The organism is Acinetobacter sp. AOR14_HL (genome assembly GCF_027855175.1).
GTDB classification, from domain to species: domain Bacteria; phylum Pseudomonadota; class Gammaproteobacteria; order Pseudomonadales; family Moraxellaceae; genus Acinetobacter; species Acinetobacter calcoaceticus.
This window is the reverse complement of record NZ_JAKTII010000018.1, coordinates 16767-35908: the sequence shown is the minus strand read 5'-3', so window position 1 is coordinate 35908 and position 19142 is coordinate 16767. Positions and strand designations below refer to the sequence as shown.

At 42.7% G+C, this 19142-nt stretch carries 14 protein-coding genes, 2 tRNA genes and 3 rRNA genes; 15 read left to right on the top strand and 4 right to left on the bottom strand.

Annotated features, from left to right (window positions below; all coding sequences use genetic code 11):
* Positions 1-178: 178 nt before the first annotated feature.
* The 9 genes from MKL38_RS17200 to MKL38_RS17160 all read left to right on the top strand — a co-directional run bounded on the left by MKL38_RS17200 (position 179) and on the right by MKL38_RS17160 (position 8419).
* Positions 179-1716 (top strand): 16S ribosomal RNA (locus tag MKL38_RS17200).
* A 59-nt stretch (positions 1717-1775) separates the two neighbouring features.
* Positions 1776-1852, top strand: a tRNA-Ile gene (locus MKL38_RS17195).
* A gap of 56 nt (positions 1853-1908) precedes the next feature.
* Positions 1909-1984 (top strand) — tRNA-Ala (locus tag MKL38_RS17190).
* Between the two features lie 370 nt (positions 1985-2354).
* Positions 2355-5248 (top strand): 23S ribosomal RNA (locus MKL38_RS17185).
* Between the two features lie 180 nt (positions 5249-5428).
* Positions 5429-5543: ribosomal RNA gene (rrf, locus tag MKL38_RS17180) — 5S ribosomal RNA — on the top strand.
* The 16S, 23S and 5S rRNA genes sit together here with 2 tRNA genes alongside, the layout of an rRNA operon.
* Positions 5544-5674: 131 nt before the next feature.
* On the top strand, positions 5675-6070 hold the full coding sequence (locus MKL38_RS17175; RefSeq protein ID WP_270903897.1) for a putative signal transducing protein: 396 nt from the start codon (positions 5675-5677) through the stop codon (positions 6068-6070).
* Between the two features lie 120 nt (positions 6071-6190).
* Positions 6191-6535, top strand: coding sequence for a GFA family protein (locus MKL38_RS17170; RefSeq protein ID WP_270903896.1), 345 nt, complete (start codon positions 6191-6193; stop codon positions 6533-6535).
* A gap of 20 nt (positions 6536-6555) precedes the next feature.
* Positions 6556-7119: a DUF4256 domain-containing protein gene (locus tag MKL38_RS17165; protein ID WP_270903895.1), complete on the top strand. Its 564-nt coding sequence runs from the start codon at positions 6556-6558 to the stop codon at positions 7117-7119.
* A gap of 136 nt (positions 7120-7255) precedes the next feature.
* Positions 7256-8419: an acyl-CoA dehydrogenase family protein gene (locus MKL38_RS17160; RefSeq protein WP_017391488.1), complete on the top strand. Its 1164-nt coding sequence runs from the start codon at positions 7256-7258 to the stop codon at positions 8417-8419.
* Positions 8420-8464: 45 nt separating this feature from the next.
* Here MKL38_RS17160 and MKL38_RS17155 read toward each other — a convergent pair whose 3' ends face one another.
* Both MKL38_RS17155 and MKL38_RS17150 read right to left on the bottom strand, forming a co-directional pair.
* Entirely contained in the window at positions 8465-8965 is a 501-nt protein-coding gene (locus MKL38_RS17155) for a GNAT family N-acetyltransferase (RefSeq protein ID WP_270903894.1), read from the bottom strand.
* The gene (locus MKL38_RS17150; RefSeq protein ID WP_017391490.1) at positions 8962-9561 is read right to left on the bottom strand and encodes a TetR/AcrR family transcriptional regulator; all 600 of its coding nucleotides are present in this window, start codon (positions 9559-9561) and stop codon (positions 8962-8964) included. Before MKL38_RS17150 ends, MKL38_RS17155 begins: the two co-directional genes overlap by 4 nt.
* Before the next feature lie 186 nt (positions 9562-9747).
* Here MKL38_RS17150 and MKL38_RS17145 point away from each other — a divergent pair, with 186 nt between their 5' ends.
* Genes MKL38_RS17145 through MKL38_RS17120 form a run of 6 tightly spaced genes read left to right on the top strand, consistent with a single transcriptional unit; the run spans position 9748 to position 18115 of the window.
* Positions 9748-11553, top strand: a complete 1806-nt coding sequence (locus MKL38_RS17145; RefSeq protein WP_270903893.1) for an acyclic terpene utilization AtuA family protein — start codon at positions 9748-9750, stop codon at positions 11551-11553.
* A gap of 20 nt (positions 11554-11573) precedes the next feature.
* Positions 11574-12485 (top strand): SDR family oxidoreductase, encoded by a 912-nt coding sequence (locus MKL38_RS17140; protein WP_270903892.1) that lies wholly within the window; start codon positions 11574-11576, stop codon positions 12483-12485.
* A gap of 10 nt (positions 12486-12495) precedes the next feature.
* Positions 12496-14109: an acyl-CoA carboxylase subunit beta gene (locus tag MKL38_RS17135; RefSeq protein ID WP_005043339.1), complete on the top strand. Its 1614-nt coding sequence runs from the start codon at positions 12496-12498 to the stop codon at positions 14107-14109.
* Positions 14110-14151: 42 nt separating this feature from the next.
* The gene (locus MKL38_RS17130; protein ID WP_056481856.1) at positions 14152-15309 is read left to right on the top strand and encodes an acyl-CoA dehydrogenase family protein; all 1158 of its coding nucleotides are present in this window, start codon (positions 14152-14154) and stop codon (positions 15307-15309) included.
* Between the two features lie 10 nt (positions 15310-15319).
* On the top strand, positions 15320-16156 hold the full coding sequence (locus MKL38_RS17125) for an enoyl-CoA hydratase/isomerase family protein (protein WP_270903891.1): 837 nt from the start codon (positions 15320-15322) through the stop codon (positions 16154-16156).
* 18 nt (positions 16157-16174) lie between these two features.
* Positions 16175-18115: an acetyl/propionyl/methylcrotonyl-CoA carboxylase subunit alpha gene (locus tag MKL38_RS17120; RefSeq protein WP_270903890.1), complete on the top strand. Its 1941-nt coding sequence runs from the start codon at positions 16175-16177 to the stop codon at positions 18113-18115.
* Between the two features lie 49 nt (positions 18116-18164).
* Here MKL38_RS17120 and MKL38_RS17115 read toward each other — a convergent pair whose 3' ends face one another.
* Both MKL38_RS17115 and MKL38_RS17110 read right to left on the bottom strand, forming a co-directional pair.
* Positions 18165-18584, bottom strand: coding sequence for a roadblock/LC7 domain-containing protein (locus MKL38_RS17115; protein WP_209832200.1), 420 nt, complete (start codon positions 18582-18584; stop codon positions 18165-18167).
* The gene (locus tag MKL38_RS17110) at positions 18577-19137 is read right to left on the bottom strand and encodes a GTP-binding protein (RefSeq protein ID WP_151745422.1); all 561 of its coding nucleotides are present in this window, start codon (positions 19135-19137) and stop codon (positions 18577-18579) included. The genes MKL38_RS17115 and MKL38_RS17110 overlap by 8 nt, the downstream gene beginning before the upstream one ends.
* Positions 19138-19142 lie beyond the last annotated feature (5 nt).

Below are 19142 nucleotides of genomic sequence, written 5' to 3'. Positions count from 1 at the left end.
AAGATCATTAAGAGATTATGAAGAACAACTTGTGTGGATTTTTACTGATTGATTGATCGAAATATTATCATTGATTGATTGGTTTAAATTACTCGAAGTTTATTTGAGCGAAATTTAAGTCAGAAAATTGATGAGCCAGAATTGGCACCTTGTCTTTAATAAGGTGCAAAATGATTTTTAACTGAAGAGTTTGATCATGGCTCAGATTGAACGCTGGCGGCAGGCTTAACACATGCAAGTCGAGCGGAGTGATGGTGCTTGCACTATCACTTAGCGGCGGACGGGTGAGTAATGCTTAGGAATCTGCCTATTAGTGGGGGACAACATTTCGAAAGGAATGCTAATACCGCATACGTCCTACGGGAGAAAGCAGGGGATCTTCGGACCTTGCGCTAATAGATGAGCCTAAGTCGGATTAGCTAGTTGGTGGGGTAAAGGCCTACCAAGGCGACGATCTGTAGCGGGTCTGAGAGGATGATCCGCCACACTGGGACTGAGACACGGCCCAGACTCCTACGGGAGGCAGCAGTGGGGAATATTGGACAATGGGCGCAAGCCTGATCCAGCCATGCCGCGTGTGTGAAGAAGGCCTTATGGTTGTAAAGCACTTTAAGCGAGGAGGAGGCTACTGAAGTTAATACCTTCAGATAGTGGACGTTACTCGCAGAATAAGCACCGGCTAACTCTGTGCCAGCAGCCGCGGTAATACAGAGGGTGCAAGCGTTAATCGGATTTACTGGGCGTAAAGCGCGCGTAGGCGGCTAATTAAGTCAAATGTGAAATCCCCGAGCTTAACTTGGGAATTGCATTCGATACTGGTTAGCTAGAGTGTGGGAGAGGATGGTAGAATTCCAGGTGTAGCGGTGAAATGCGTAGAGATCTGGAGGAATACCGATGGCGAAGGCAGCCATCTGGCCTAACACTGACGCTGAGGTGCGAAAGCATGGGGAGCAAACAGGATTAGATACCCTGGTAGTCCATGCCGTAAACGATGTCTACTAGCCGTTGGGGCCTTTGAGGCTTTAGTGGCGCAGCTAACGCGATAAGTAGACCGCCTGGGGAGTACGGTCGCAAGACTAAAACTCAAATGAATTGACGGGGGCCCGCACAAGCGGTGGAGCATGTGGTTTAATTCGATGCAACGCGAAGAACCTTACCTGGCCTTGACATAGTAAGAACTTTCCAGAGATGGATTGGTGCCTTCGGGAACTTATATACAGGTGCTGCATGGCTGTCGTCAGCTCGTGTCGTGAGATGTTGGGTTAAGTCCCGCAACGAGCGCAACCCTTTTCCTTATTTGCCAGCGAGTAATGTCGGGAACTTTAAGGATACTGCCAGTGACAAACTGGAGGAAGGCGGGGACGACGTCAAGTCATCATGGCCCTTACGGCCAGGGCTACACACGTGCTACAATGGTCGGTACAAAGGGTTGCTACCTAGCGATAGGATGCTAATCTCAAAAAGCCGATCGTAGTCCGGATTGGAGTCTGCAACTCGACTCCATGAAGTCGGAATCGCTAGTAATCGCGGATCAGAATGCCGCGGTGAATACGTTCCCGGGCCTTGTACACACCGCCCGTCACACCATGGGAGTTTGTTGCACCAGAAGTAGGTAGTCTAACCGCAAGGAGGACGCTTACCACGGTGTGGCCGATGACTGGGGTGAAGTCGTAACAAGGTAGCCGTAGGGGAACCTGCGGCTGGATCACCTCCTTAACGAAAGATTGACGATTGGTAAGAATCCACAACAAGTTGTTCTTCATAGATGTATCTGAGGGTCTGTAGCTCAGTTGGTTAGAGCACACGCTTGATAAGCGTGGGGTCACAAGTTCAAGTCTTGTCAGACCCACCATGACTTTGACTGGTTGAAGTTATAGAAAAGAAGATACATAACTGATGATGTAAGCTGGGGACTTAGCTTAGTTGGTAGAGCGCCTGCTTTGCACGCAGGAGGTCAGGAGTTCGACTCTCCTAGTCTCCACCAGAACTTAAGAGAAGTTCGGATTACAGAAATTAGTAAATAAAGATTAAGATCTTGGTTTATTAACTTCTGTGATTTAAGTATCACGGTATTAAGCATGACCTGACGAAGGCATGTTTATTCATTAACAGATTGGCAAAATTGAGTCTGAAATAAATTGTTCACTCAATAATGAAAAGAGAAGAAGTAATTCTGATCTTGGAATTAATTGAGAACTAGCAAATTAACTGAATCAAGCGTTTTGGTATATGAATTAGATTGAAGCTGTACAGTGTTTAAATACACAGTACTTCAAACTGTAAGAGATTGATGAGAAATCATTAATCATGTCTTATTACTCCTTGTAGGTAATAACGACTGTTTGGGGTTGTATAGTCAAGTAATTAAGTGCATGTGGTGGATGCCTTGGCAGTCAGAGGCGATGAAAGACGTAATAGCCTGCGATAAGCTCCGGGGAGGCGGCAAATATCCTTTGATCCGGAGATTTCTGAATGGGGGAACCCACCTACTTTAAGGTAGGTATTGCAACATGAATACATAGTGTTGCAAGGCGAACGAGGGGAAGTGAAACATCTCAGTACCCTTAGGAAAAGAAATCAATTGAGATTCCCTTAGTAGCGGCGAGCGAACGGGGATCAGCCCATTAAGTTATGTGTGTTTTAGTGGAACGCTCTGGGAAGTGCGAACGTAGAGGGTGATATTCCCGTACACGAAAGGGCACACATAATGATGACGAGTAGGGCGAGGCACGTGAAACCTTGTCTGAATATGGGGGGACCATCCTCCAAGGCTAAATACTCCTGACTGACCGATAGTGAACCAGTACCGTGAGGGAAAGGCGAAAAGAACCCCTGTGAGGGGAGTGAAATAGATCCTGAAACCGCATGCATACAAGCAGTGGGAGCCGACTTGTTCGGTGACTGCGTACCTTTTGTATAATGGGTCAGCGACTTATATTCAGTAGCGAGGTTAACCGTATAGGGGAGCCGTAGAGAAATCGAGTCTTAATAGGGCGTTTAGTTGCTGGGTATAGACCCGAAACCAGGCGATCTATCCATGAGCAGGTTGAAGGTTGGGTAACACTAACTGGAGGACCGAACCCACTGTCGTTGAAAAGCCAGGGGATGACTTGTGGATAGGGGTGAAAGGCTAATCAAGCCTGGTGATAGCTGGTTCTCCCCGAAAGCTATTTAGGTAGCGCCTCGGACGAATACCATAGGGGGTAGAGCACTGTTTCGGCTAGGGGGTCATCCCGACTTACCAAACCGATGCAAACTCCGAATACCTATGAGTACTATCCGGGAGACAGACTGCGGGTGCTAACGTCCGTAGTCAAGAGGAAAACAATCCAGACCGCCAGCTAAGGCCCCAAAATCATAGTTAAGTGGGAAACGATGTGGGAAGGCATAGACAGCTAGGAGGTTGGCTTAGAAGCAGCCACCCTTTAAAGAAAGCGTAATAGCTCACTAGTCGAGTCGGCCTGCGCGGAAGATGTAACGGGGCTAAAACTATGTGCCGAAGCTGCGGATTTGACTTTTAAGTCAAGTGGTAGGGGAGCGTTCTGTAAGCCGATGAAGGTGTATTGAGAAGTATGCTGGAGGTATCAGAAGTGCGAATGCTGACGTGAGTAACGACAAAACGGGTGAAAAACCCGTTCGCCGAAAGACCAAGGGTTCCAGTCCAACGTTAATCGGGGCTGGGTGAGTCGACCCCTAAGGCGAGGCCGAAAGGCGTAGTCGATGGGAAATTGGTTAATATTCCAATACTTCTGTGTAATGCGATGAGAGGACGGAGAAGGTTAAGTCAGCCTGGCGTTGGTTGTCCAGGTGAAAGGAAGTAGGCATGCATCTTAGGCAAATCCGGGGTGCTCTATGCTGAGATCTGATAGCAAGCTGTACTTGTACAGCGAAGTGGCTGATACCATGCTTCCAGGAAAAGTCTCTAAGCTTCAGTTACACAGGAATCGTACCCTAAACCGACACAGGTGGTCAGGTCGAGTAGACCAAGGCGCTTGAGAGAACTCTGCTGAAGGAACTAGGCAAAATGGTACCGTAACTTCGGGAGAAGGTACGCTGTTGTTGGTGATGGAACTTGCTTCCTGAGCTGATGACAGCCACAGAAACCAGGCCGCTGCAACTGTTTATTAAAAACATAGCACTCTGCAAACACGAAAGTGGACGTATAGGGTGTGATGCCTGCCCGGTGCTGGAAGGTTAATTGATGGGGTTAGCGTAAGCGAAGCTCTTGATCGAAGCCCCAGTAAACGGCGGCCGTAACTATAACGGTCCTAAGGTAGCGAAATTCCTTGTCGGGTAAGTTCCGACCTGCACGAATGGCATAATGATGGCGGCGCTGTCTCCAGCAGAGGCTCAGTGAAATCGAAATCGCTGTGAAGATGCAGTGTACCCGCGGCTAGACGGAAAGACCCCGTGAACCTTTACTGCAGCTTGACATTGAACTTTGACCTTACTTGTGTAGGATAGGTGGGAGGCTTTGAAGTTGGAACGCTAGTTCCAATGGAGCCGTCCTTGAAATACCACCCTGGTAATGTTGAGGTTCTAACTCTGCCCCGTAATCCGGGGCGAGGACCATGTCTGGTGGGTAGTTTGACTGGGGCGGTCTCCTCCTAAAGAGTAACGGAGGAGTACGAAGGTGCGCTCAGCGTGGTCGGAAATCACGCGTAGAGTATAAAGGCAAAAGCGCGCTTAACTGCGAGACCCACAAGTCGAGCAGGTACGAAAGTAGGTCTTAGTGATCCGGTGGTTCTGTATGGAAGGGCCATCGCTCAACGGATAAAAGGTACTCTGGGGATAACAGGCTGATACCGCCCAAGAGTTCATATCGACGGCGGTGTTTGGCACCTCGATGTCGGCTCATCTCATCCTGGGGCTGAAGCAGGTCCCAAGGGTATGGCTGTTCGCCATTTAAAGAGGTACGCGAGCTGGGTTTAGAACGTCGTGAGACAGTTCGGTCCCTATCTACCGTGGGCGCTGGAAATTTGAGAGGATCTGCTCCTAGTACGAGAGGACCAGAGTGGACGAACCTCTGGTGTACCGGTTGTGACGCCAGTCGCATCGCCGGGTAGCTATGTTCGGAAGGGATAACCGCTGAAAGCATCTAAGCGGGAAGCCTACCTCAAGATAAGATTTCCCTAGGACTTTATGTCCTCTAAAGAGCCGTTCGAGACTAGGACGTTGATAGGTTGGATGTGGAAGCATAGTGATATGTGAAGCTGACCAATACTAATTGCTCGTGAGGCTTGACTATACAACACCCAAGCAGTTGTATATAAAGCATCAATCGATTCATTAATATGCAAAGCAACTTGATTTAGTTATACGCTTAGCTAAAATGAACAAAATATTAAGACTCAATCAGCCCATCTGTAAAGATTTGGAAAACGCATCGGCAACCAATAAGACCAATGTAAGTATCCATACCAGTTGTGCTGGCGACCATAGCAAGAGTGAACCACCTGATCCCTTCCCGAACTCAGAAGTGAAACCTCTTAGCGCTGATGGTAGTGTGGGGTTTCCCATGTGAGAGTAAGTCATCGCCAGCTCATTATTCGAAACACCCTCAACTTAACAGTTGAGGGTGTTTTTTTATGTCTGGAAAAGGGGAGTAATGCTTTAACTGCCTAAAAATGATATTTTTAGCCCATAACTCTCTTCTATTTTTTGAAATATACCTATGCAATGGATATTGGTTAAAACGTTCTCTTTTCCTTATGAAGCTCAAATTGCAAAAACTCAGTTAGAAGCTTTTGGTATTCCCGTATATATTGAAAATGAACACACTATTAATATGGATTGGTTTTATTCCAATGCTTTAGGTGGAGTTCGTCTATTAGTTCCAGCAGACTATGTTGAGGAATCAAAGGCTCTTCTTGAGAAGGACTTTAGTGATGAGTTAGAGCAAAAATTTGGAAAGAATAAAGAATGTTGCCCTTATTGTGGAAGTCGAGATATAGAAGCTTATACAAAAGGGAAAAAATCAACTTTTTTAGCTTTCATGTTCTTTGGTCTACCTTTATTCTCTTTTAAAAATGGTAGTAGATGTAAGAGGTGTCAATCTTTTTGGAGTTGATCATTATTTTAATTTATATGTTTGGGTGATGAAGAGAAAATAAATTCTACAAAATGATAAAAAATTGAAGTATTAAGAAGAATATTCTAAAAAATTAGAACGAGAAAAAGGAAAATAGGTATGGAATATAAAGGAAGTTGTCATTGTGGTCAGGTTAAGTTTATTGTGGTAGGTGAGCTATTAGAGGCATTATCTTGTAACTGTTCAATCTGTCAAAAGAAAGGCGCCTTATTTTGGTTCTTACCGAGTAATCAAGTTACGGTTTCTTTTGAATCTTTAGATATTTTAGCGAATTACACTTTTAATAAACATGTGATTAATCATCATTTCTGCAAAAATTGTGGTATTCACCCTTATGCTCAAGGTACAGACGCAAAGGGTAATGCTATCTTTGCTATTAATGTTCGATGCATAGATGATATGGATTTAGAAAAAATAAATTATTTTGATGGGCGTTCAGCTTAATAAATATAAGGATTTATCCAATGGTAATTAAAAAGCAATTAGCTCCAAAGCAAATAGAAACACTGATTGAGCTACTAAAAAATAGATTTGAAAAGAATTCACATCGGCATAAAGAAATAGAATGGCCGAGTGTGCAGACTAAACTAATTAAATCTCCTGACAAACTATGGTCATTGCAAGAAATGGAAAATACGGGAGGAGAGCCTGACGTGGTGGCTTATGATCAACAGAGTGATGAATATTTGTTTATGGATTGCTCTCCTGAGACACCAAAAGGCCGTAGAAGTCTTTGTTATGATCGTGAAGCTTTAGAGTCTAGAAAAGATCACCCGCCTAAAAATAGTGCAATCGATATTGCTATAGAAATGAGAGTCGAACTTCTAACAGAAGAGCAATATCATCAATTACAAAAGTTAGGCGAGTTTGATCTTAAAACATCAAGTTGGCTTGCAACTCCAGATGAGATTCGCCAATTAGATGGAGCAATTTTTGCTGACCGTCGTTATGGCCGTGTTTTTGTTTATCATAATGGTGCGCAATCATATTACGCGGTTCGTGGATTTCGTTGCTGTTTAAGAGTATAGACTTTGCATTTTAATAAGAATAATTGGGTTTGATGTTTTATGCCAAGAAATTGGAGATTCTTGCAACTTTTGATTGATGCCAAACATGCCAAGATATGCCTTGGAATTAAATAAAAACATCAGGATATCTCTAAAAATGCAATCCAATCCAATTTACTATAATGAACAACACATTGCTTTTGCTGATAATGTTCGTCGATTTGTACAAAAAGAAATGGCACCTTTTGTCAATGAGTGGGATGAAGCCGAGACATTTCCAAGAGAACTATATAAGAAAGCTGCTGAGATTGGTTTATTAGGGTTAGGGTTTTCTGAAGAATATGGTGGTATTCCAGATGCTGATCCATTCTATTCATTGCTGGCTGGTGTCGAAATGGCGAAGGCTGGCTCTGGTGGAGTACATATCTCATTGATGGTACATACCATTGGTGCACCACCGATTCAGCATTTTGGTAGTGAAGAATTAAAAGCTAGAGTTCTCCCGAGTATTATTTCTGGTGAAAAAATTTCTGCCTTAGCCATTACTGAACCAAGTGGTGGGTCTGATGTTGCTGCACTTCAGACTAAGGCTGTTCGAGAGGGTGATTATTATATTGTTTCTGGTGAGAAAACCTTTATCACTTCAGGAATTCGAGCTGATTACTATACAGTTGCGGTGCGTACAGACCCGACTAAATCAGGTGCAGAAGGCATTTCGATGTTGCTGATTGATGCACAGAGTGAAGGAATCACTAAAACACCTTTAAAGAAAATGGGGTGGTGGGCTTCAGATACAGCACATTTGCATTTTGACCAAGTTAAAGTGCCTGTATCAAATCTTTTAGGTAAAGAGAATGCTGGTTTTAAAGTGATTATGAATAACTTTAATATGGAGCGTTTTTTCTTAGGTGTAGTGGCTTATGGTTATGCACTGGTGTGTTATGAAGAAGCTTTAGATTGGGCTCAGCAACGTAAAACATTTGGTAAGCGATTAATTGATCATCAAGTAGTCCGTCATAAGTTGGTGGATATGGCGACACAATTGACCTCAACACGGGCATTACTTGAAGAAACTGCATGGAAAATGACTCAACCAAAGTTGCAGGGGCCAGAGCTCGTAGCTCAAATTTCAATGCTTAAAAATGTTGCTACACGTACTATGCAATTTTGTGCTGATGCAGCTGTACAAACATTGGGTGGTATGGGCTTTATGCGTGGAACTAAGTCTGAACGTATTTATCGTGAAGTTAAGGTGAATATGATTGGCGGTGGCGCTGAAGAAATCATGAAAGATTTGATTAGTAAGCAGTTGGGTTATTAATTTTTGATAAGGTGGTCATTGTGCCACCGCATCTCATTCATAAGTTTATTGAAATGATTCAATCCAGTCATAATTTAAAATCGCCCAACGTTCATGATCTTTCCACTCTTTTCCACCTACTCGAAGATATTGTCGAGAAAAGCCCTCTTTGATAAAACCTGCATTTGCAACCAGATGAATTGAAGCAATATTTTCAGGTTGTATATTTGCTTCTAATCTATGTAAGTTTAAGTTTTCAAATGCCTCTTTGAGTAATAATTTCAGGCCTGCTTTCATATATCCTTGGCCTCGATATGGATGAAATACTTCATAACCTAAGTAAGCCGAGTGAAAATAACCTCTGATAATGTTAGAAATATTAAAAGTTCCTACAATTGTATGGTCTTTCTCTAAACAAACGAAATAACGATGTTCTTGTGCTAGGTAGTGTTGAAAGTCAGAGGGTGGATATGTCCACGGTTGATGTAATTGAACACTGCGCTTATAAGCTTCTTTAATTTCAGCCAAGTCATTTATTTGAGGTTTACGTAAATAGACTGAACTCATTTCAAAGCCATCTCCCAAACCATTTCGGTCAGTTCATCAATTTTGACCTTTCCTTCAGGTTTATACCAAGTTACGGTCCATGAAATCGCTCCACCAACTAAACGTCGCCATATAAAGGCATCATGCTTTATCTTGCCCTTTATGCGTAACTTTTCAATAACATCTAACCAAATTTGCTCATATTCATTACGCATTTTCAATAGATAATCTTGTTTTTCTTTTGAAAGGGCAAACCATTCGTAAACCAGAACAGCCATTGCAGCACCTGTATCTCCAGTAATCGAGATGAGTTCTGCTTTAATCAGGGCACGTAATTGTTGCTCTGGATCTGTAGATTGAGTTGCTGCATCTTCTAAACGGGCTAGGTTATAAATGATGGTTTGCTCCATCACATGGGCAAGGATGTCATCTTTACTTTTGAAGTGATGGAACAAACTCCCCGATTGAATACCAATAAATTGAGCTAGTTCACGGACAGTAGTTTTGTCATAGCCTTGCTTGTGAAATAGGTACGCGGCACCTTGTAATAAACGACCACGTGGGCTGTCATCAAAGCAAGAGATATTTGGAATCTGTTCAATTGAAGTAGCAATCATGCGTGCGGTTTGACCCTTTAAATAAAAATGAATACTGAAATTTTTTGCTAAATCTCACCATATTTCAGAATGATTATCGATTTTGGAAGATTTGGTCAACATCACAATAACATTTTGCTCTTTACAAACCAAGCGCTTGCTTGGTAATGTTGAGGCTAATTTTCAAACAGAACAACGAGAAATAAGATGGCAAGTAATCAACAGGATGATGAGCGTGTCGTAAAGATAGGTTGTGCCTCCGGATTTTGGGGAGATACCAATACTGCTGCTTTTCAATTGGTGCATTTAACCGATATTGATTATTTGGTTTTTGATTATTTGTCAGAAATTACAATGTCGATTATGGCAAAAGCGAAAATGGTAGAGCCGAAACATGGCTATGCCTTAGATTTTGTTAGTCGAGTAATGGCACCTCTACTTAAAAAAATTGCAGAAAAAAAGATTAAGGTGATTAGTAATGCAGGTGGGGTAAATCCACTTGCTTGTCGAGATGCCTTACAAAAAATAATTAGTGAATATGGTTTAAACCTGAAAGTGGCTGTGGTCTTAGGCGATGATCTTTTAGCAAAGCAAGAACAGTTCAAACAACAAAATATTCAAGAAATGTTTAGCAACGAGCCTTTGCCAGAGCAGGTGGCGAGCAGTAATGCTTATTTAGGTGCTGTGGCCATTCGCGATGCCTTGAACTTAGGTGCAGATATTGTGATTACGGGCCGTGTTGTAGATTCGGCTGTAGTGCTTGCTCCTTTGCTTCATGAATATCAGTGGTCGCTCGATGACTATGACAAGTTGGCGCAAGGATCATTGGCAGGACATGTAATTGAATGTGGTGCTCAATGTACAGGCGGTAATTTTACTGATTGGCGCTTAGTACAAGGCTTCGACAATATGGGTTTTCCTGTGGTTGAAGTCAGTGAGGACGGCTCATTTGTAGTCACTAAACCGCAAGGTACAGGTGGATTGGTTTCTACCGCAACAGTTGCAGAGCAAATCGTGTATGAAATTGGCAATCCACAAGCCTATTTATTACCAGATGTGATTGCTGATTTTAGCCAGGTGCACCTAGAACAAGTTGGTGAGCATCGAGTGCGTGTGACTGGTGCAACAGGGCAAGCACCTACAGCACAATATAAAGTGAGTGCAACTTATCCTGATGGCTATCGGGTTTTAGTCAGTTTTCTAATCGCAGGGCGTGAAGCACCACAAAAAGCGCAAGTCATTGCCGATGCCATTTTAACTAAATGTGAGCGTGTGTTGGCCATGCGTTCAGTACCTCCTTTTAGTGAAAAATCTGTTGAAATTTTAGGCATCGAAAGTACTTATGGCGCACATGCCCAAACATTAAATAGCCGCGAAGTAGTCGTCAAAATTGCTGTAAAGCACATGTTTAAAGAAGCTTGTATGTTCTTTGCATCTGAAATTGCACAGGCTTCAACAGGAATGGCTCCAGCTTTGGCTGGTATTGTTGGGGGGCGGCCTAAAGCATCTCCAGTGATTAAGTTATTTTCATTTTTAATTGATAAAAATCAGGTCAATGTGGAAGTTGATTTTGATGGGAAACGTTATCCTGTTGAAATTCCTGAAGGGTCTTCTACTCAGCAATTAAATACCTTTGAAGCAGGTGAAACAGCAGTTTATCAAGATAATGAAATTGAAGTTCCTTTGATTGAAATTGCGCATGCTCGTAGTGGAGATAAAGGCAATCATAGCAATATTGGGGTCATTGCGCGTAAAGCAGAATATTTACCTTGGATTCGTGCAGCACTCACAGAGCAAGCTGTTGCAAGCTATATGAAACATGTTTTGGATGCTGAAAAAGGACGAGTAATTCGTTATGAATTGCGGGGTTTAAATGCGTTGAATTTTATGTTGGAAAATGCTTTGGGTGGTGGTGGTGTTGCAAGCCTACGTATCGACCCACAAGGTAAAGCATTTGCACAACAATTATTGGATATGCCTGTAAAAATTCCGGCACATCTTTTAGAAAAATAAAATGAATGGATGAAACAAAGATGAGTTATCAATCAATTTTTAGATCAGATGCCTTTACCAATAAAGTGATTATTGTGACCGGTGGTGGCTCAGGAATTGGTCGTTGTACTGCCCATGAGCTTGCCGCGTTAGGGGCTCAAGTCGTAATTACAGGACGCAAAATTGAAAAACTGGAAAAAGTAAGCCAAGAAATTACAGAAGATGGCGGACTCGTTCATTTTGTTGTGTGTGATAACCGAGAAGAAGAACAAGTGAAGAATATGATTGCTGAAGTGATTGAGAAGTTCGGCAAACTTGATGGTTTAGTTAATAACGCGGGCGGTCAGTTTCCTTCCGCATTAGAGAATATCTCTGCGAACGGCTTTGATGCAGTCGTGCGTAATAATCTGCATTCAACTTTCTATTTAATGCGTGAAGCTTATAACCAATGGATGGCAAAACATGGTGGCAGTATTGTCAACATGACTGCCGATATGTGGGGCGGCATGCCAGGAATGGGGCATTCAGGCGCTGCACGTTCGGGGGTTGATAACTTAACCAAAACAGCATCGGTTGAGTGGGGGAAATCTGGCGTTCGAGTAAATGCTGTAGCACCGGGTTGGATTGTTTCATCTGGCATGGATAATTATAGCGGGGATTTTGCCAAGGTGATTATTCCAAGTCTTGCTGGTAATGTGCCTTTAAAGCGCATGGGAACCGAGTCAGAAGTTTCATCAGCAATTTGCTATTTGTTATCTGATGCTGCGGCTTTTGTCTCTGGTGTGACTTTGCGTATTGATGGGGCAGCATCGCAGGGAACACGAATGTATCCGCTAGGCGATGCGACAAATAGCGAATCTTATAATGGTTTCCATCGTGCGTTTATCCCTGAAATTTTTAAAAAAGATAAGACTGAAAAAGCTGAGCAAAACAATAATTCAGGCTTGGAGTGAGGAATAAAGAATGACCATTCTCCAATCCGAAATTGCTGTTGGAAGTGAACAGTATCAAAAGAATAAAGATGCTCTACTTGCTCAGTTGAGTGAGGTCCGTGCAATTCAGCAAAAAAGCATTGATAAATCCTACGCTGCTAAACCAAAGTTCGATAAAAAAGGCAAAATTTTGCCCCATGAACGCGTGCGGTTATTGCTAGATGCTGATTCTCCTTTCATCGAGTTATGTGGCTTGGTTGGCTACAACATGCATGATGATAAAGATGGCTCGGAAGCGGGTGGTGGCGTGATTGCTGGCATTGGTTTTGTTAGTGGTGTGCGTTGCCTAGTCTCTGCAAGTAATAGTGCAATTAAGGGTGGAACCATGTCGCCCATGGGCGTGCAGAAGACTTTGCGTTTGCAAAAAATTGCTTTGGAACAAAAACTTCCGCTGATTACGCTAACCGAAAGTGGTGGCGCGAACTTAAATTATGCAGCAGAAGTATTTACCTACGGTGGTATGACCTTTGCCAATCAGGCACGCCTTTCTGCAGAAGGTATTCCACAACTAGCTGTTGTACATGGTAATGCAACAGCAGGTGGTGCTTATCAACCTGGGCTTTCTGATTATGTCATTGCGGTACGTAAACAAACCGAGATGCTTCTTGCAGGTCCACCGTTACTTCTGGCTGCCACGGGTGAAGTGGCAACGGCTGAAGAATTGGGTGGAGCGGAAATGCACTCTCAAATTGCTGGAACCGCTGAATATTTGGCAGAAAATGATGCCGATGGTATTCGACTTGCACGTGAAATTTTTGAGCATCTGAACTGGAAAGAACAGATCAAACCAGTTGATGCAGTCTATAAAGAACCTCGTTACCATGTCGATGAATTATTGGGTGTGATTCCAAGTGATCCTAAACAACCATTCGATATGAAAGAGGTGGTAGCCCGAATTGTTGATGATTCAGATTTTCTTGAATTTAAGCAGGAATATGATGATTTAACTGTTTGTGGCTGGGCAAAAATTGGTGGCTTACATATCGGTATTATCACCAATAATGGTCCGATTACCCCTCAAGGTGCGGCGAAAACAGCTCAGTTTATTCACCTGTGCGAACAGACTCAGCGTCCGCTATTGTTCTTGCATAACACCACAGGTTTTATGGTGGGAACAGATGCAGAGCAAAACGGTATTATCAAACATGGTTCAAAATTAATTCAGGCTGTTGCCAATTGTACCGTGCCAAAAATTTCGATTGTGGTAGCTGGGTCGTATGGAGCTGGCAACTATGCGATGTGCGGACGTAGTTTATCGCCAGACTTTATTTTTGCTTGGCCGAACTCGCATGTTGCTGTAATGGGTGCTGCTCAGGCTGGAAAAGTCTTACGTATTGTGGCCGAAGGCAAGCAAAAAGCTTCAGGTCAGGAGCCTAATCCTCAAATGCTCGATTTTCTTGAGCAAAGTACAGCCATGAAATTAGAGCAGCAATCTACCGCACTTTTCAATACGGCCATGTTGCATGACGACGGCATTATTGACCCTCGCGATACCCGAAAATTACTGATTTTCCTTTTACAAACCATTTATGAAGCACAGCAGCGGACATTGAATCCAAGCCGTTTTGGAGTGTCTCGCTTTTAATCAACTTTTACCGCAATTAAAAAAATTATCAGGAAGAATGTAATGAAATTTACTGCCGAACATGAAGCATTACGCCGTACAGCTCGTCAATTTGTTGAAAATGAGCTAAATCCGAATATTCCAGAATGGGAAGAGGCGGGTCGTTTCCCGATTCATGATGTATTTAAAAAGATGGGTGACCTTGGTTTATTAGGGATTTGTAAGCCTGAAGAAAATGGTGGTTTAGCTTTAGATTATTCTTATAACCTTGTTGTTGCCGAGGAAATTGGCCGTGCAGCTTGTGGGGGCGTGCCTTTAGCGATTGGTGTACAAACCGATATGGCAACACCAGCTCTCGCACGTTTTGGTCGTAAAGAATTACGTGATGAGTTTTTAACACCAGCCATTGCTGGGGAATATGTGGCATCGATTGCTGTATCTGAAGTTCATGCTGGTTCTGATGTGGCGGCAATTAAAACTACGGCCAAAAAAGATGGTGATGATTATGTGATTAACGGCAGCAAAATGTGGATTACTAACTCATTACAAGCCGACTTTTTCTGCCTTCTAGCCAACACTTCTGACGATAAACCGCACGTCAATAAATCGATGATTATTGTACCGGCAAAAACTAAAGGCATTAGTTTTTCAGAACCGCTCAATAAATTAGGAATGCGTTCAACCACCACAGCACAAGTTTATTTAGATAACGTGCGTGTGCCACAGCGTAATTTAGTCGGTGCAGAAGGCATGGGTTTTATGATGCAGATGATGCAATTTCAGGAAGAGCGTCTGTGGGCATGTGCCAATTCGATTGGAGGATTGGAAACATTAATTCAAAAAACCATTGCCTATACCAAAGAGCGTACCACTTTCGGTCAGCCACTCATCAATAATCAATATATCCATTTCCGCTTTGCTGAACTTATGACTGAAGTTGAAGCACTAAAAGCATTAACCTACCAAGCGTGTGAACAGCATATTGCCGGTGAAGATGTCAGCATGCTGGCTTCAATGGCAAAACTGAAATCAGGACGTTTAACCCGCGAAGTGGCAGATAGCTGTTTGCAATATTGGGGTGGCAATGGCTTTATGTGGGATAACCCTGCATCTCAGCTTTACCGTGACGGCCGCTTAGGTTCTATTGGTGGTGGAGCCGATGAGATTATGTTGGGGATTATCTGCAAACTTATGGATATCTTGCCAAAAAAACAAAAATAAGGAATAAGCCATGACACTTTCCAAATCTCTACAAGCTTTAGATATTGATGACAGCATTCAATTAGAACAGGACGGTAGTATTTTATACCTCTGGTTAAACCGACCAGAGAGCCGTAATGCCATGAATTTGAATATGGTCAATGCGATTCAACAGGTCTTTGCTGCTATTCATGATGATCTTTCGATTCGTGCGGTCATCATCCGTGGTGAAGGAGGAACTTTTTGCGCAGGTGGTGATATTAAAGATATGGCAGCTTTGAGAGTTGAAGCGAGCAATGTCGGTAGCCTACAACCTTATGCTGATTTTAACCGCCGTTTTGGTGCCATGCTTGAGCAAGTTGAAACCGCCCCACAGACGGTTGTGGTGATTTTAGAAGGGGCTGTTCTAGGTGGCGGTTTTGGTCTGGTATGTGTTTCCGATGTTGCGATTAGCCGTGACAATGCCCAGTTTGGATTGCCTGAAACTGGGCTAGGAATAATTCCTGCGCAGATTGCTCCTTTTGTAGTGAAGCGTATTGGTCTAACTCAGGCTAGACGACTTGCTTTGTTGGGGATGCATTTTGAAGGACCTACGGCGCTCAGTGTCGGAGTAGTCCATCAGATTGCTCATAATGAATTAGAGCTAGAACAGGAATTACAGGAAACTATTCAGCAAATCAAACGCGCTGCACCACAAGCTTCACGTATGACGAAAGCACTATTACATCGAACACTCAATGAACCATTAAATCATTTGCTTGATGATGCTGCACAACAATTTGCTCAAGCAGTTGGTGGTGTTGAAGGGCAAGAGGGAACGATGGCTTTTATTCAAAAACGGTTGCCGAATTGGGCCGATGAGCAATAAAAGATAAGGATAAAAACAATGAAATTTTCAAAAGTACTGGTTGCCAATCGTGGTGAAATAGCAGTTCGGGTGATGCAGACAGCAAAGGCAATGGGTTATCAAACTGTGGCGGTCTATTCCGATGCAGACCGTAATGCTCGCCATGTGCAAGAAGCTGATGAAGCAGTTTATATTGGAGCTTCTAAAGTATCTGAATCTTATCTTTCAATTACCAAAATTATAGAAGCTTGCAAAAAAACAGGCGCGGATGCTGTACACCCAGGTTATGGCTTTTTGTCAGAAAATACCGATTTTGCTCAGGCCTGTATCGATAACCAAATTACTTTTATCGGTCCGACAGCTTCTGCAATTGAGTTGATGGGAAGTAAACGACTTTCAAAAATTGCCATGATTGAAGCGGGTGTACCTTGTGTGCCGGGCTACGAGGGAGATCGTCAAGACCTTGAATATTTGGCTACACAAGCAGAGCAAATTGGTTATCCGCTAATGGTGAAAGCTTCTGCTGGCGGTGGTGGTCGTGGTATGCGTTTGGTTCAGCAGTCATCCCAGCTTGTAGAGGCTTTACAAACTGCACGTTCAGAAGCTGAAAATGCATTTGGTTCAGGTGAGCTTATTTTAGAAAAAGCAGTGATTGCGCCGCGCCATGTTGAAATTCAAGTTTTTGGTGATATGCATGGCAATTATGTGTATTTGTTTGAGCGTGATTGTTCGATTCAACGCCGTCACCAAAAGGTTGTAGAAGAAGCACCCTGTCCAGTCATGACACTCGAACTGCGTCAGCAAATGGGAGAGGCTGCTGTTGCGGCTGCCAAAGCATGTGCTTACGTAGGCGCGGGAACTGTTGAGTTTTTGCTTGATGCATCGGGTGAATTCTATTTTCTAGAAATGAATACACGCTTGCAGGTTGAGCATCCGGTTACTGAACTTATTACAGGATTAGATTTGGTTGAATGGCAATTGCGTGTCGCTAATGGCGAGCATTTACCATTGCAACAACATGAATTGTTCATCAAGGGACATGCAATTGAAGTCCGTTTGTATGCTGAAGATCCACGTCAAGATTTCTTGCCGCAAACAGGTCAAGTTTTACGTTGGAAGCCCACAATTTTGCCAAATGTACGAATTGATCATGGCATGTTAGCAACAGATGAAGTTAGCCCTTTCTATGACCCGATGGTAGCTAAAGTGATTGCATATGGTAAAACTCGAGAGGATGCGATTCGTCTGCTGGCTCGTGCTGTAGATGATTGTGTTTTGCTTGGTGTAAACAGCAATAAACAATTCTTGGTCAATTTATTACGTCATCCAGTCGTTGTCGCTGGTGATACCAATACCGCATTCATTCAACAGCATTTCCAAGATGACAGCAGCTTACACTCTCAGGTTTTATCTTTAGAAACCTTGGCTCTTGCAGCAGCATTATTTAGTCAGAATAAAGGTACTGCGGTGTGGCAAACTGGGCTTGGTGTTCCATTACCCTTAAAACTAAAATATGACGATCAGCAAATCCAGTTACAGCTTTCAACTGTAAATAACGCATTTACGGTACAGCTCTGTGATCAAACTGTTTGTATTGAAGTCATTGAGAAAACGGTAGAGCAACTGACCTATGTTGTTGATGGTATACGCCGCCGTGTTCAATATGTTTTAGACGGCGATCAGCTTTATTTAGATCGAGACAATGGCAATGTCGCGATTCGCAATGTGACTTACGCTGCTCCAGAAACGGCTGATGTTGCGGGAGATGGTAAAATTCGTGCACCTATGGATGGTGCTGTGATCAATATCTTGGTCAATAAAGGCGATCAAGTTGTGAAAGGGCAAACCTTATTGGTACTTGAAGCTATGAAGATCCAGCAACAAATTAGATCTGATGTCGATGGAGTAGTCGAAGATATTTTAGGACAGCAAGGGCAACAAGTAAAAAAAAGGCAAATGCTATTTAGTATTCAAATTTAATAAAAATACCGCTCTATATGAGCGGTATTTTTTAGTGGAGAATCATGATCTATTCCCCATCTGCCTCAGCAATGATCTGGCTTGCTTTTTTCAAGCTATACAGTAGTTGTCCCAAAAGAACCTCTTTATTACTTAAGGTGACCATGACCATTGGGTGATGAACAGCAGGAATAGCTGTCAAAATGGCTTTGCCATTATCTGCATCTAGCGTAATGTTATTACAACCTGTGAGTTTAATCTCTTTTAAAAATGCAGTCACCATTGCCAAAATTGAGCTACTCACCGCTGCTAACTTTGTGGTGTTATGGTAGTTTTTATGACTTACTGTCGCCAATTCAAAACCATCTGAAGAGCAAATCATCACAAAATCTACGCCACGTGTATTCATCAAAATATTATGAGCTTCACCTTTTGCGAGTTGTAGTAATTGCGTTGGTGCTGTGCGTTTTTGAACTGGAATACTAAGCATGATTATTCCCCTGTGATGTTGCCCCGACCTTAACTTCAAGTGATGCAATTAATGACTCAACCATCATTAAAATGTGTTCTTGCTCTCGTGCATCAATGAAGAATAAGGGATAAGTCAGTTCATTTGCTTTTATCCAATTACGATATTGCTGAAGAGAGGATTCTTTATTTTCATCAATATGAGTAATACCAATCGCAATATTATCATTATAATTTTTAAAGGTTTTTAAGTAGTCATTTAGTTCGTCAATTGGATTCGGACTATTATGATCTAATAATAAAATAACACCGATCGCACCTTCACAAATAACCGACCATATAAAATCAAAACGGCTTTGTCCTGGGGTGCCATAGAGTCCAATTTTGATTCCATCATCTAAAGTAATTTCACCATAATCAATACCTACAGTGGTCTGGGTTTTCTGGTGACTTTGTACATCGGTGTTGAATGCTTCCGTTCCCAAAATTGGAATCTCAGATAACGATTTAATCGCTTCTGTTTTTCCAGCCCCCATGCTGCCTGCAAAGACAATTTTATATTGCTGTATAATCATAATGT